Source organism: Streptacidiphilus neutrinimicus (genome assembly GCF_000787815.1).
GTDB classification, from domain to species: Bacteria; Actinomycetota; Actinomycetes; order Streptomycetales; family Streptomycetaceae; genus Streptacidiphilus; species Streptacidiphilus neutrinimicus.
The window spans coordinates 39,574-52,481 of the sequence record NZ_BBPO01000017.1; the positions used below are offsets into that span (position 1 = coordinate 39,574).

A 12,908-nucleotide genomic window follows, 5' to 3' on the forward strand; every position below is an offset into this window, starting at 1 on the left:
CGGTGCGCAGGGCGGCGGCGACGTCCCGCTCCCAGCGGTCCCAGTCCAGCGACGCGGGGTCGCCGACGTCCAGGCGCGGCACGCCCTGCGGGTCGGGTCGCCAGACGCCGTGGGCGCGGTCGGTGACGAAGTAGTCGTCCCCGTGCAGGAGCACCACGTCCCCGCCGTCCGGCGCGGATCCGGCGAGGGCGCGGGCCAGGGTCGTCTTGCCGGCGCCGGGACCGCCGGTGAGGGTGATCAGCACGGGGACACGGTAACGAGGGCGGCTCAGCCCAGCTGGGCGAGGCCCTCGGTCGCGATCTGCTCGAAGACGGCGAGGTCGTTCTCGAAGATCGAATCCGGCACCGGCCAGTGGATCACCAGCTCGTCGATGCCGAGGTCGCGGTAGGTGCCGGCCCAGTCGACGAAGGCGGCCAGCGAGGCGAGGGGCTTCTCCGCCGTGGAGCCCTGGAGCAGCATCTTCTGGATGCCGCCGAAGTCCCGCCCCTCGGCCTCGCAGGCGGCGCGGAGCTTGCCGAGCTGCGCCTCGATCACGGCGGGGGCCTGGTCGACCGGCACGTCGCCGGGGCCGCGCGGGTCGCCGTAGGTGACCCAGCCCTGCCCGTACTTCGCGGCCAGCTTGAGGCCGCGCGGCCCGGTGGCCGCGACGTAGAAGGGCACCCGCGGCTGCTGCACGCAGCCGGGGATGTTCCGGGCCTCGACCGCCGAGTAGAACCGACCCTCGACGGTGGTCTCGCTCTGGGTGAGCAGCTTGTCCAGCAGCGGCAGGAACTCGTCGAACCGGTCGGCCCGCTCGCGCGGCGTCCACGGCTCCTGGCCGAAAGCCGTGGCGTCGAAACCGGTCCCGCCGACCCCGACACCCACGGTGACCCGGCCGCCGGAGATGTCGTCGAGCGTCATCAGCTCCTTGGCGAGCGTCACCGGGTGCCGGAAGTTCGGCGAGGTTACGAGGGTACCCAAACGCATACGCTGCGTAGCCGTCGCCGCAGCCGTGAGCGTGGGGACGGCGCCGAACCAGGGGTCGTCCTGGAAGGACCGCCAGGTCAGGTGGTCATAGGTGTACGCGGCATGGAAGCCGAGCTCCTCGGCCCGCTGCCAGATCTTCTGTCCCTCGCTCCATCGGTGGATGGGAAGGATCACCGTGCTCAGACGCATAGCCCAGACCCTACGCGTTCGCTCTGGCAGGTGAGGTTTCGAGCAATCCAGTGAGGGCGCCCGCACGAGCGCTAGCGTGGGCGTCATGGGCGCGTTGAGCAACGCCGAACTCGAGGCGATGATCGATGAAGCCACCGTCGGCGTCCATGGCGAGGACGAGCAGCTGACCGGTCTCTACACCATGATCGAAGATCATCTCGCGGTGCCGTTCGACACGACGGTCCTCGGAGTCGAGGTGGCTGTGAACGGTGTCGACCTCACCCAGGATGGCCGAATCATCGCCCTGTGTTCGCGCGGCGACATTCATCAGCAGACGGGATCCTGGACCTCCCCTTGCCGACGCCTCTGCCGACCGGTGCTGAGTGGATCGAGGCCTACCGTCACTGGGCCGGTTGAATCCAAGCAGTTCGAACATCATGTCCAACCGGCTCGCAAGGACAAGTTCGTCGCCGGGAGAAGGGACTTGACCGAAGGCGACCGGCAGATGCTGCTCGGCTGGCGTGACCCGGTGGAGGGCATCGTCGAGATCCGACTCAAGGACGGGGATGCCGTCGTCCTGCTAAACCTGGTCCACGACCTCGAATACCGCACGTACTCGAATGTCGGCCGTGCCGCGTTCCGCGGCGTCACCAAGGGCGATTTCCTCCTCGCCACCCTGGTGCCGGTCCACTCGGCCGATGGCGCGTGGCTCGTCTCCGGGGCCCTGTCGTCCTACCCGAAATCCAGCGCCACCGAGATCGCCCGAGCCGCGCTGGAACTGGCTACCAGTCATCCTGCGCTGGTCTTCCGCAACCCCGAGAGGATCGAGCGGGGATGGGAGTCGATGCGGCAGGACCGGGCCGAGTTCATCGATTTCTGCGGCAGCAATGAGCTGCTGCTCCCCCCTACCGAAGCCGAGGACCGAGTCAACGGCTACTACCGGCACCGGCAGGAAACCACCGTCGCCCAGCTGCCCGAGCGCGCCCGCGGCAGGGGGCTGCCGGGCCTGGGCCTCCATTCTTCGAACTTCCGCAGGAGCTCGCGGCGGCAGACACCGTCGGTGTCATCTACGACGAGATCGACGGACTGAACTTCTGCGCACATACCTGCGCGAGGAGTCCATCGCACCACTGCCGATCCGTCGGCTGGTGGCCGCCCACCCCGAGACAGCCGACGCAGTCTTCCGGAAGCTGCTGCGGAAACCCGGATTCACCTGGCCCGAGCATGGCGAGGAGCTGTTGCGCCGACGCAGGCCCTGGTACTACCAGCAGGAGCCCCGCCCCGGCGTGTCCGTGATCGGCGAGCGCCTCAGCGAACTCGCCGCAGACGGCCGGAAGCCTCCGCTCCCCCGAGCACGGCGCGTACGGCGTCGGTGAACGCCCTCTCCTCGCGACGCCATCCGTCCGGGTGAACCGGTGGCGTGGCTCAGGCCCGTACGGGACCATGCAGTAGCGTCGAAGTGCTAGGGACAAGCACAGGTCGGGTAGGGAGGTCCCGCATGTCGTACGAGCCCAAGCTGGCTGCCGCACTGTCCGGAGCCACCCTCCGGCAGTTGTCTCACTGGCGCCGTGCTACTGGAGTGCGCGGGGCCGTTCTTGTTCCGGAGATCTCTGCGGCTCGGCCGATCCTCTACTCCTTCCGGGATGTCGTGGCGTTGCGCGCCTGCGTCCGGCTTCGGCAGGAGGCTTCTCTGCAGAAGATCCGGCGGGCGCTGGACACCCTGCGTGAGGGCCTGGACGAGCGGGAGCACCTCTCCACCTACCGTTTGGTCGCCGGGGGGGACACGATCTACCTGGCCGAGCCGGACCATGCGGTGGACCTTGTGCACAGCAAGGGCAACATCGTCATCCACGACTTGGTGGACGTGCTCGCACCCTTCTACCGAGGTGGCCGGAAGATTCCGGACTTGCTGGAGCCCCGGCCGCATGTCTCCATCGACCCCGCTGTCCGCGGCGGTGAACCGGTGGTCGGTGGGACCCGCATTCCGGCGACGGAGGTGGCGGCACTGCTACGTGACGGTATTCCGCCCGAGCGTATCGGTGACTTCTATCCGGGTGTCACGCCGGAGGCGGCCCGCGACGCCGCAGACTTCGCCGACTACGTCGACAGCTACACCGATGCCGAGATCAGGCAGGTCGCGTCTTGAGGTTGCTGCTCGACGAGAACGTCCCTCTTCCCATGGCGCGGATCGTGGAACTGCTGGTGAAGCAGCACGACATCAAGCATGTGGCAGAGCTGGACGGTTGGGCGGGCACCCAGGATGTCGACCTCTACGCGCAAGCGGCAGCAGCACAGTTCGAGGTGATCCTCACCAATGACACGAAGCAGTTGAGCCGCCCCCTGGAAGTGGCCGCGATCGCCAAGTCAGGCCTGCACCGGATCGAATACCGCCACAACCACAAGCACGGTGGCCTTGCCGGCCTCGGAGCGGCGATCGCCACCGTGTGCGCCGGGCTCCCTCACGCGTTGGCGGAACTCGACCTGGCTGACAGCCAGCGTCTGATTTCCCTGAACGGCGTCGACCCCTCCCGGCAGAGCCGCCTGCGAATCGTGGACCCCACGATCGTCCCACCGAAGTTCTGGCCCGCCTCCTTGTGACCCCTTCGCCCTGATTTCGCAGTTCAGGCCGCGATAGGTGAACGAGGCTTGACCGAGGTCACGAGGGTACCAAGTCGGATACTGTCCGTAGCCGTCGCCGCTGCGGTCAACGTGGGAACAGCCCCGAACCACGGGTCGTCCTGGAACGACCGCCAGGTCAGGTGGTCGTAGGTGTACGCGGCATGGAAGCCGAGCTCCTCGGCCCGCTGCCAGATCTTCTGTCCCTCGCTCCACCGGTGGATGGGGAGGATCACCGTGCTCAGACGCATGACCTCGACCCTACGCGTTCGCTCCGGCAGGTGAGGTTTTGAGCAACCCGCAGGACGGCGCCCGCACGAGCGCTAGCGTGGGCGCCATGGACGCGTCGAGCAAGGCCCGACTCGAGGCGATGATCGATGAAGCCACCGTCGACGCCTACGGCGAGGACGAGCAACTGACCGGCCTCTACACCATGATCGAGGAAACCCGCGCGGTGCCGTTCAACAGGACGGTGCTCGGGATCGAGGTGACCGTGCGTGGTGTCTACCTCACCGAGGACGGCCGAATCATCGCGCTGTGCTCCCGCGGCGACATCCGCCAGCAGATCGGGATCCTGGACCTCCCCTTGCCGACGCCTCGGCCGACCGGTGCCGAGTGGATCGAGGCCTACTGTCACTGGGCCGGTTGAGGCCAAGCAGTTCGAACATCACGTCCAACCGGCTCGCAGGGAAGTACAGGACATGGGGACCGCCACACAGTCGGATCAAGGCGTCAGTGAGCGCTCGCTCCGTGATCTCCTCGAGCGCAGCGCGGAGTTGAAGGGTGAGTTGGTCGCCTTCGCACAGAGCCGGCGCTTCGACCGATGGTTGACTCCGGCTTTGCTGGAAGCCACGGGTCCCCAACGGCGGCTGGGCGAGCTCGAGGCAATCCGGATCATCGACAACTTCATCCTGCGGTACCGCCTGCCCGACGGTTCGACCGTGGTGGACAAGTTCGTCGCCGGGCGACGGGACCTGGCCGAGAGCGACCGGCAGATACTGCTCGGCTGGCGTGACCCGGTAGAGGGCATCTTCGAGATCCGACGCAAGGACGGGGAAGCCGTCGTCCTGCTGAACCTGGTCGACGACCTCGAATACCGCACGTACTCGAATGTCGGCCGTGCCGCGTTCCGCGGCGTCACCAAGGGTGACTTCCTCCTGGCGACCCTGGTGCCGGTTCACTCGGTCGACGGGGTGTGGCTCGTGTCCGGGGCCTTGTCGTCCTACCCGAAGTCCAGCGCCACCGAGGTCGCCCGGGCCGCGCTGGAACTGGCGACCAGTCATCCTGCACTGGCATTCCGCAACCCCGAGAAGATCGAGCGGGGATGGGAGTCGATGCGGGAGGACCGGGCCGCGTTCATCGAGTTCTGCGGCAGCGACGAGCTGGTGCTCCCCCCTGCCGATGCCGAGGACCAGCTCAACGCCTACTACCGGCACCGGCAGGAGACCACCGTCGCCCAGCTGCCAGAGCGCGCCCGCAGCAGGCGGCTGCCCGGCCTCGACCTGCCGTTCTTTGAACTTCCGCAGGAGCTCGCAGATTCGGACACCGTCGGCGTCATCTACGACGAGATCGACGGACTGAACTTCTACACGGACTACGGGATGCTGCAGGACCTCTTCGCAGACCCCGCCCTCGCGGGTCGCCGACCGCATCAAGACCTGCTGCGCACCTACCTGCGCGCGGAGTCGATCTCGCCCTTGCCGATCCGCCGGCTGGCCGCCGCCCACCCCGAGACGGCCGACGCGGTCTTCCGCAAGCTGCTGCGGAAGCCCAGCTTCACCTGGCCCGAGCATGGCGAGGAGCTGCTGCGTCGACGCAAGCCCTGGTACTACGAGCAGGAGCCCCGCCCCGGCGTGTCCGTGATCGGCGAGCGCCTCAGCGAACTCATCGCCGGCAGCCGGAGGCCTCCGCTCCCCCGAGCACGGCGCGTACCGCGTCAGCCCGGCAGGTAGACCCAGAAGCCTGTTAACAGGCCATGTACTACACTGCTGCCATGGATGAGCCCCGCCGTGGCAAGACCCGCGTCACCAGCGTCTCCCTCCGCGCCGAGACCCTGGAGGCCATCCGAGCGCGCGCGGGAAAACAGGGTGTCTCCTCCTACATCGAGGAGGCCGTGCAGCGGCAGCTCCAGCGCGAGGCGATCGACGAGTTCATCGCAGCGGCCGAGGAAGAGCACGGGCCGGTCGATGCAGCAGAGGTGGCGGCGCGAGCTGAGCGCATCCGCGCCCACCACGCCACCCACCGAGGCGATGCCACTCCGGCGGACGCCGCGTGAGCGGCACTCTCGTTCTCGACAGCGAAGCTCTCTCCAAGCTCACCCGCCGACACCGCGACATGACCGTCTGGCTGGATGTTGCCCGCACGCTTGACCTACTAGTCGTCACAAGCGCGGCCACGCTCGTCGAAGCACGTGATCCGAAAGTGCCTCAGGCGGCATTCGACCACGCCATCTCACTGGTCAAAGTGCGCCCCGTCACTGAGGACGTCGCGCGCGCCGCGAGCAAGCTGCTAGCAGCCGAAGGGCTCCACGGCCACAAGTACGCCATCGACGCCATGCTCGCCTCAACGGCTCACCTGGAACACGGCGACGTGACCATCGTGACCAGCGACACCGATGATCTACGCCGACTGTGCCACCGACGCATCGCGGTGGAACTGATCTGACCCGCTCACACCCGCAAAAATGTCCGCAGCTCAGGCTGTGATGGGCGAACGAGGCTTGACCGAGGTGACGAGCGTGCCGAGCCGCAGCAGCTCCGTCGCGCAGGCCGCCGCGGTCAGGGTCGGCACGGCGCCGAACCAGGGGTCGTTCTGGAAGGACCGCCAGGTGAGGTGGTCGTAGGTGTACGCGGCGTGGAAGCCGAGCTCCTCGGCCCGCTGCCAGATCTGCTGACCCTCGCTCCACCGGTGGATGGGGAGGATCACCGTGCTCAGACGCATGTCGACGACCCTAAGCCCTCGACCGCCGAGCCAGGCGCACCCTGCGCGCGGCAGGGCACCGCTGGAACCCGCCGTCAGTCCACGCGCAGCTTGGTCTGCCGGTCGTGTTCCGCGTGCCCCGAGACCACGGCTGCGACCTCCTCCCCTACGCCGGGCCACTGCTCCCGGGGATCGGATCGCGGTCCGGGTAGTAGGAGAGGGGCGTCGACGAGGGCGATGACCTCGGGCCGGTCCGGCAGTCCGACGAACATGCCTACGGTCGGACGACCGCGACCGGCCGTGGACCTCCAGCCCGATGGGGGGTCGCGCCTGGCGGCCGAGTCCTCTTCGCCTGTGATCTGTGCCAGATGCTCCGCCCCGGCTCCCGACCAGGTCACGCTGTCAAGTCGTGCAGCCCGAGTTGAGCCGCACGTAAGCCGCCGTCAGATCGCATCCGCAGACGGTGCCCACGCGCCGTCGGCGATGCCGAGGTCGGCGCGGATGACGATCTCGGTCCCGCAACGCCGACGTGGCCAACGGCAGGGTCGGCGCGGCCACCGGCAGGGTCGGCGCGGCCAACGCGGAGGGGGTCCGCCGCCTGGCCGCGGCCGCCGCGGGCGTGAAGCCAAAGGAGCTCGTCATCGGCTCGACCGGGGTCATCGGCCGCCCGTACCCGAGGGACTCCCTCCCCATGCATCTCAGGAGTCGGAATGTCCCAGCTGGTCGCGGTAGTCGTACTGCGTGTAGGGGTAGTTGGGGCGCTCGTAGGCGAACGCGGAGCGGTCTGCCCCCGCCGCCTCGGCCAGCCAGGCGTCGGCCAGCGGCGGCGCGACCGGGGCCGGAGCCGGGACCGGGATGTTGGTCAGCCCCGTTCCCGGTGCGGCGTGGGCGAAGCCCGCGACGGGCGCGCCGAGGCCCGTCGGGGCCTGCAACGAGCCGTAGCGCTCCATGCGCTGCCAGCGCAGCCGCGCCCCGGCCACGGCCGTGACCGCGGACTGGATCACCACCAGGTACATGAGCTGCCGGTAGACGAACTGCTGGAGCGGCAGGCTCCACAACGGACCCAGCCGCTCGCCGTCCAGGCGGAACGCGTACGCGCCCATCAGCAGTTGCAGCAGCAGGAAGCCCAGCCAGAGCCCGAGCACGTGCCACGGATCGAGGAAGACCAGCCCGTACAGGGCGAAGATGTCCACCACCGGCGCCAGCAACGGCAGCAGCACCTGGAACAGCAGCAGGTAGCCGAGGCCGCGGCGGCCCAGCTTGCCCGCGGCGCCCCGCTGGAGGACCGCGCCGCGGTGCTTCCACATCGCCTGCATGGTGCCGTAGCACCAGCGGTAACGCTGCCGCCACAGGGCGCCCAGCGAGGCCGGGGCCTCCGTCCAGGCCACCGCGTCCTGCTCGTAGACCACGCGCCAGCCGTCGCGGCAGAGTGCCATCGTCAGGTCGGTGTCCTCCGCCAGCGTGTCCTCCACCAGCCCGCCGACGAGCCTGGACCCTAGCGTTCCGCGGCCTGTTTGGCCACGCCTGTCCTCAGCCACGCGGCCGGGCCGGGCTCCCCCTGATCGGGGGGACCCGGCCCGGCCGAACGGCGGAGTCGGCCGACGAGGCGTCACCCCAGCGGCACGTGGGCGGCGGGGTGCTGTGCGGCGTCGGGGCCCACGTCCCGAAGCGCCGTGGGCCGTCCCGACGCCCGCACCGACTCGGCCGGGCGAGGCTCGGCGTCCTGGTCCGCGATGACGGCCGGGACCCCGCGCAGGCGGCGGACCACCAGACCCGCGCCGAGCAGCAGGACCACCCCGCCCGCGGCGACGACGGCGTGGAAGCCGTCCACGAAGGCCTGCTGCGCGGCCGCGTCCAAAGCGTGGCCGAGCCGGGCCGGGAGCGTGGGCGCCACGGCCACGGCGCCGCCGATGGACTCGTGCGCGGCCGCGGCGGCCCGGACCGGAGTGCCCGCGGGCGGCGTCAGCCGGTGGCGGTAGACGGCGGTGAGCAGGCTGCCCAGCAACGCGATGCCGAGCGCGCCGCCCAGCTCCGTCGCGGTCGAGTCGACCGCGCCGGCCGCGCCGACCCGCTCTTTCGGCGCGCCGGCCAACATGGTGTCGCCCGCGATGCCGAAGACCAGTCCGATGCCGAGGCCGGAGACGAACATGACCGCCCCCATCACCCAGTAGTCGGACTCCACGCCCACCAGCAGATAGCCGAAGCAGGACAGCGCCATCAGCACCAGCCCCAGACCGACGGCCCTGGCCCGGCCGAGCGCCTTCACGGCGACCGGGCACAGCGGCCCGGTCACCATCGCGCCGAGCGGACCGAGGAGCAGCGCGAAACCGGTCCCCATCGGGGAGTAGCCGCGCACGTCCTGGAAGTAGAGCGAGGCCGCGAGCGACTGTGCGGCCAGCGCGAAGATGCTCAGTGTGCTCGCGGCGATCGCCCCGGAGAAGCCCCGGCTGCGCAGCAGCGCGATGTCGATCAGGGGGTGCGCGGCCCGGCGCTGCCGCAGCACGAACCCGACCAGCAGCGCGACACCGAGCGCCGCGCAGACCCACACGTCGGGCCGGTCCACGCCGTCCCGGGCGGCGGTCTTCAGCGCGTAGACGGTGGCGACGACACCGAGGCACGACAGCGGGACGCTGCGCCAGTCGATCGGGCCCGGGTTCGGGTTGCGCGACTCGACGAGCAGGACCGAGCCCGCGACCAGCACCAGCGCCATCACCGGCACGTTGATCAGGAAGACCGAGCCCCACCAGAAGTGGTCCAGCAGCGGCCCGCCGACCACCGGGCCCAGCGCGAAGCCGCCTGCGGCGACTCCCCCGGAGATGCCCATCGCCAGGGTGCGCTCCTTCGGATCGGTGAAGGCGTTGCGCACCAGTGAGAGCGTGGAGGGCATCAGCGTCGCCCCCGCGACGCCCTGGAGCGCCCGCGCGGCGATCAGCCACCCGGCGCTCGGCGCCTCGGCGGTCAGCGCCGACGCGAGTGCGAAGCCGGCTCCGCCGAGCAGCAGCAGCCGCTTGCGCCCGAAGCGGTCGCCGAGGCTGCCCATCACGATCACCAGCCCGCCGAGGGCGAAGCCGTAGGCGTCGGCGATCCACAGCAGCTGGGTGCTGCTCGGGTCCATGTCCCGCACCAGATGCGGGAACGCGAGGTTGACGACGGTGTTGTCGATCCCGAGGACGAGGGAGGCGACACAGCAGATGGCAAGCGTGCCCCACTTGCGGGCCGCTTCGAGGTTCCCTGACGAAGTCATGCCCCGACGGTCGCGCGCCGCGCGCACCGCGCCCTGACCGCCCGCGCACCGCGCCCGCACCGGGGCGGCCCGGGCCGCGCCGGAACAGGCCGGAGCGCCCCCGGCGCGCCCCCGGCGCGGCCATGGCCGGATCGGGGCGAGAGGCGTGGCGGCGCCTACGTCGCGCCGATCACCGAAGTCACGAAGGCCATGGCCTCCTGGGGGGAGCGGGTGGAGCCTCGGGCGAAGGCCTCGGCGTGGGGTGTCTCGGCCGGGGCCGCGTCCGGGCGGGGGTCCAGGACGGCCGCCGTTCCGAGGAGTTCCGCCGCCGTCGCGGGGTCCCCCTGGAGGCGGGCCAGCTCGGCGAGGACGGAGGCGAGTTCGCCGTAGGTGGGAAGGTTCCGGCCACCGCGCAGGACGGACTCCGCCTCGCGCAGGCGCGCGCGGGCCGCGCCGCCCTCGGACTGCGCCAGGTCGATGCGGGCGAGCTCCAGCAGTACGGACGCCTGGACGCCCTCGCCGCTTGACCAGCCGACCAGCCGACTGGCCAGCGCCTGCGCGCAGAACTCCCTGGCCTGCGCGAACTCGCCGCGACGGCGGGCGATCTGGGCCAGGCCCAGCCGCGCGGAGGAGAGGTTGTCGCTGACGCCGAACGGTTCGACCAGCGCGACCGCGCGGGTCAGGTCCGCTTCCGCCGAGGCGAGGTCGCCCGCGCGCAGACTCAGCTCGGAGCGGCTCCACAGCAGCTCCGCCATGTCCTCCGGGGAGTCCAGCTGACCGGCCAGATCCAGGCCGCGGTCGGTGTACGCGGAGGCGCCGGCGCGGTCACCCTGACGCCCGCGCGCCCGGGCCAGCTCCATCAGGGCCATCACCATGCCCCAGCGGTCGCCCTGCGCCTCGAAGCCGCGCAGGGCCTGGGCCAGCTCCCGTTCCTGCGCCTTCGCATCCGCGTGCAGGAACCAGTACTGGAAGGCAAGGCCGAAGTGGAGCAGCGCCCCGTACCAGGGGTCGTCGGCCAAGGACTCGGCCATGCGGTTCTGCTCGACCATGGACACCTCGTCGGGCACGCCGACGAAGGGCGCCCACAACACCACCAGATGCGGGAAGCGCAGCGGGTGCTGGTACATCAGCCGGTCCATCACCGGGCGGCAGGTCTCGATGTAGCCCGCTAGCTCCGGGGTGTCCATGCCGCCGGAGATCGCGGCGACGACCGTCAACGCGAACTGCTCCTCGCGGCCCGGCGGGACCTCGCCGTCGATCGCGGCGAGCAGCCGCTGCGCGGGGAGCCGGCCCTCGATGCGCAGGCCGCGCAGCATCCAGTAGCCGGAGAGGCAGGCCAGCAGGTCGAGGGCGCGGTCGGTGTCGGCGGCGATCGCGTGGCGCAGCGCGGCGTCGAAGTTGTCGTGGTCGGCGGCGAGACGCGCCAGCCAGTCGAGCTGGTCGGCGGTGCGCAGCAGCGGTTCCGCGGACTCCGCCAACCCAAGGAAGTACCCGAGGTGCGCGTCCGCGCGCTCGCGCCGCTCGTCGGCGGCGGCGAGCTGGTCGGCCGCGTAGGCGCGCACGGTCTCCAGCATCCGGTAGCGCATCTCGCCCGCGCCGTCGGGCTGGTAGGCGACGACGAGCGACTTGTCGACCAGGGCGCCGAGCAGGTCGAGGGTGTCCGGGCCGGTGTCGCAGACGGCCTCGGCGGCGGCGAGGGTCCAGCCTCCGGCGAAGACGGAGACGCGGCGCAGCAGCGTGCGCTCGGCCTCCGGCAGCAGGTCCCAGCTCCAGTCGACGACGGCGCGCAACGTCTGCTGGCGCGGCTGCGCGGTGCGGCTGCCGCCGGTGAGCAGGCGGAACCGGTCGTCCAGCCGGTCGGCGATCTGGCGTGGGGTCAGCAGTCGCAGGCGGGCCGCGGCCAGCTCGATGGCGAGCGGGAGACCATCCAGGCGACGGCAGATCTCGGCGACGGCGGCCGCGTCGTCGGGGTGCTCCGGGGCGAAGTCGGGACGGACCGCGACGGCACGCTCGGCGAACAGCCGCAACGCCTCCGGACCGGGCAGCGGCTCCAGCGGCCGGACGCTCTCGCCCGGGACGGCGAGCGGCTCGCGGCTGGTGGCGAGGACGCGCAGCTCGGGGCAGGCGAGCAGCAGTCGCTCGGCGAGCGCTGCCGACTCGTCGATGATCTGCTCGCAGTTGTCCAGCACGAGCAGCAGCTCGCCGCGGCGAGCGAGGGCGGGCGCGAGCCGGTCCACGGCGTCCCCACCGCCGGGCGCGGCGGCGCCCAGCACGCCGGACTCGCGCACGCCGAGCACGCCGAGCAGCGTGGTCCCGAGCGTCGCGGCGTCGACGACGCGGGAGAGGTCCGCGAAGCAGGCGCCTCCGGCGCCGGGGTGGCGGCCGGCGGCCTCCAGCGCGAGCCGCGTCTTGCCGGTCCCCCCGGGCCCCGTCAGGGTCACCAGTCGAGCACGGCGCAGCGCCTCGGCGAGCCCGTCGAGGTCGGCTTCGCGTCCGACGAAGCTGGTCAGCGGCCTGGGCAGAACGGCGCTCCCCGGTGCCACCGCCGCACCAAGATCACTAAGTGCTCCACGTGGCGCATTTTGTGATCTTGGTGCCTCGGGTCCGCCGTCACCGAGCTCGGACACCGATGCGGCGCCTGGCCGAGCGGCAGCCCCGTCGCCGGGCGCGGGGAAGCTCGGCGTCGGCCCGGCGCCGCCGTCGAAGGCTCCCGCCGGACCGCGCCGCCTCGCACCCCCGGACGCAGGGACCCAGGCCTGCGCGCTGCGCGCGGCAGCCGCGCCCGGTCCGGAGTTGTCTGCGTCCCCCTCGATTCGCGCGGTCGCGCGGGTGGCGCCGGCGGTCAACGGCGCGGCGCCCCCGAGCGCGGCCTGCGCGCGGGGGGCGCGGAGGGAGGGGTCCGCGCGCAGGACGGCCAGGTGGAGGGCGGCGAGCTCCGGGCTCGGGTCCGTGCCGAGGGTGTCCGCCAGGGTCGCGCGGAGGGCGGCGAAGGCCGCCAGCGCGTCGGACTGGCGGT

The 12,908-nt window shown here is 71.3% G+C and carries 12 protein-coding genes and 5 pseudogenes; 7 read left to right on the forward strand and 10 right to left on the reverse strand.

Translation table 11 applies throughout. The features are described from left to right. Both TR48_RS13725 and TR48_RS13730 read right to left on the reverse strand, forming a co-directional pair. On the reverse strand, window positions 1-244 hold a 244-nt coding region (locus TR48_RS13725; protein ID WP_174501694.1), incomplete at its 3' end, for a zeta toxin family protein. Between the two features lie 23 nt (window positions 245-267). Beyond that, a complete protein-coding gene (locus TR48_RS13730; protein ID WP_042366607.1) occupies window positions 268-1,155 on the reverse strand; it encodes an LLM class flavin-dependent oxidoreductase in 888 nt (295 codons plus the stop codon). Between the two features lie 85 nt (window positions 1,156-1,240). Here TR48_RS13730 and TR48_RS45490 point away from each other — a divergent pair, with 85 nt between their 5' ends. The 3 genes from TR48_RS45490 (at window position 1,241) to TR48_RS13745 (ending at window position 3,732) form a co-directional block, all read left to right on the forward strand. Continuing rightward, a complete protein-coding gene (locus tag TR48_RS45490; RefSeq protein WP_236652130.1) occupies window positions 1,241-2,224 on the forward strand; it encodes a hypothetical protein in 984 nt (327 codons plus the stop codon). 408 nt (window positions 2,225-2,632) lie between these two features. After that, on the forward strand, window positions 2,633-3,280 hold the full coding sequence (locus TR48_RS13740; RefSeq protein WP_042366608.1) for a DUF433 domain-containing protein: 648 nt from the start codon (window positions 2,633-2,635) through the stop codon (window positions 3,278-3,280). A gap of 2 nt (window positions 3,281-3,282) precedes the next feature. Beyond that, window positions 3,283-3,732 (forward strand): PIN-like domain-containing protein, encoded by a 450-nt coding sequence (locus tag TR48_RS13745; RefSeq protein WP_236652131.1) that lies wholly within the window; start codon window positions 3,283-3,285, stop codon window positions 3,730-3,732. A 32-nt stretch (window positions 3,733-3,764) separates the two neighbouring features. Here TR48_RS13745 and TR48_RS13750 read toward each other — a convergent pair. Then, a pseudogene (locus TR48_RS13750) lies at window positions 3,765-4,001 on the reverse strand (LLM class flavin-dependent oxidoreductase); the annotation flags it as partial. Window positions 4,002-4,087: 86 nt separating this feature from the next. Here TR48_RS13750 and TR48_RS13755 point away from each other — a divergent pair. The 4 genes from TR48_RS13755 (at window position 4,088) to TR48_RS13770 (ending at window position 6,414) form a co-directional block, all read left to right on the forward strand. Next, window positions 4,088-4,399, forward strand: a complete 312-nt coding sequence (locus TR48_RS13755; RefSeq protein WP_042366627.1) for a hypothetical protein — start codon at window positions 4,088-4,090, stop codon at window positions 4,397-4,399. 190 nt (window positions 4,400-4,589) lie between these two features. Further along, a complete protein-coding gene (locus tag TR48_RS13760; RefSeq protein WP_236652132.1) occupies window positions 4,590-5,702 on the forward strand; it encodes a hypothetical protein in 1,113 nt (370 codons plus the stop codon). Window positions 5,703-5,743: 41 nt separating this feature from the next. Beyond that, window positions 5,744-6,025 (forward strand): hypothetical protein, encoded by a 282-nt coding sequence (locus TR48_RS13765; RefSeq protein ID WP_236652133.1) that lies wholly within the window; start codon window positions 5,744-5,746, stop codon window positions 6,023-6,025. Further along, window positions 6,022-6,414, forward strand: a complete 393-nt coding sequence (locus TR48_RS13770; protein ID WP_042366633.1) for a type II toxin-antitoxin system VapC family toxin — start codon at window positions 6,022-6,024, stop codon at window positions 6,412-6,414. The genes TR48_RS13765 and TR48_RS13770 overlap by 4 nt, the downstream gene beginning before the upstream one ends. A gap of 36 nt (window positions 6,415-6,450) precedes the next feature. Here the strand turns inward: TR48_RS13770 and TR48_RS13775 are convergent. The 7 genes and pseudogenes from TR48_RS13775 to TR48_RS46335 all read right to left on the reverse strand — a co-directional run. Further along, a pseudogene (locus TR48_RS13775) lies at window positions 6,451-6,690 on the reverse strand (LLM class flavin-dependent oxidoreductase); the annotation flags it as partial. A gap of 74 nt (window positions 6,691-6,764) precedes the next feature. Next, window positions 6,765-6,941, reverse strand: a complete 177-nt coding sequence (locus TR48_RS43195; protein ID WP_161789823.1) for a hypothetical protein — start codon at window positions 6,939-6,941, stop codon at window positions 6,765-6,767. A 130-nt stretch (window positions 6,942-7,071) separates the two neighbouring features. Then, window positions 7,072-7,187, reverse strand: a pseudogene (locus TR48_RS46810) (bifunctional glutamate N-acetyltransferase/amino-acid acetyltransferase ArgJ); the annotation flags it as partial. 180 nt (window positions 7,188-7,367) lie between these two features. Next, a pseudogene (locus TR48_RS13780) lies at window positions 7,368-8,153 on the reverse strand (glycosyltransferase family 2 protein); the annotation flags it as partial. Between the two features lie 125 nt (window positions 8,154-8,278). Then, the gene (locus TR48_RS13785; RefSeq protein ID WP_063770981.1) at window positions 8,279-9,913 is read right to left on the reverse strand and encodes an MFS transporter; all 1,635 of its coding nucleotides are present in this window, start codon (window positions 9,911-9,913) and stop codon (window positions 8,279-8,281) included. Between the two features lie 155 nt (window positions 9,914-10,068). Next, a complete protein-coding gene (locus TR48_RS44320) occupies window positions 10,069-12,435 on the reverse strand; it encodes an ATP-binding protein (RefSeq protein WP_052442656.1) in 2,367 nt (788 codons plus the stop codon). Window positions 12,436-12,810: 375 nt separating this feature from the next. After that, window positions 12,811-12,908, reverse strand: a pseudogene (locus TR48_RS46335) (BTAD domain-containing putative transcriptional regulator); the annotation flags it as partial.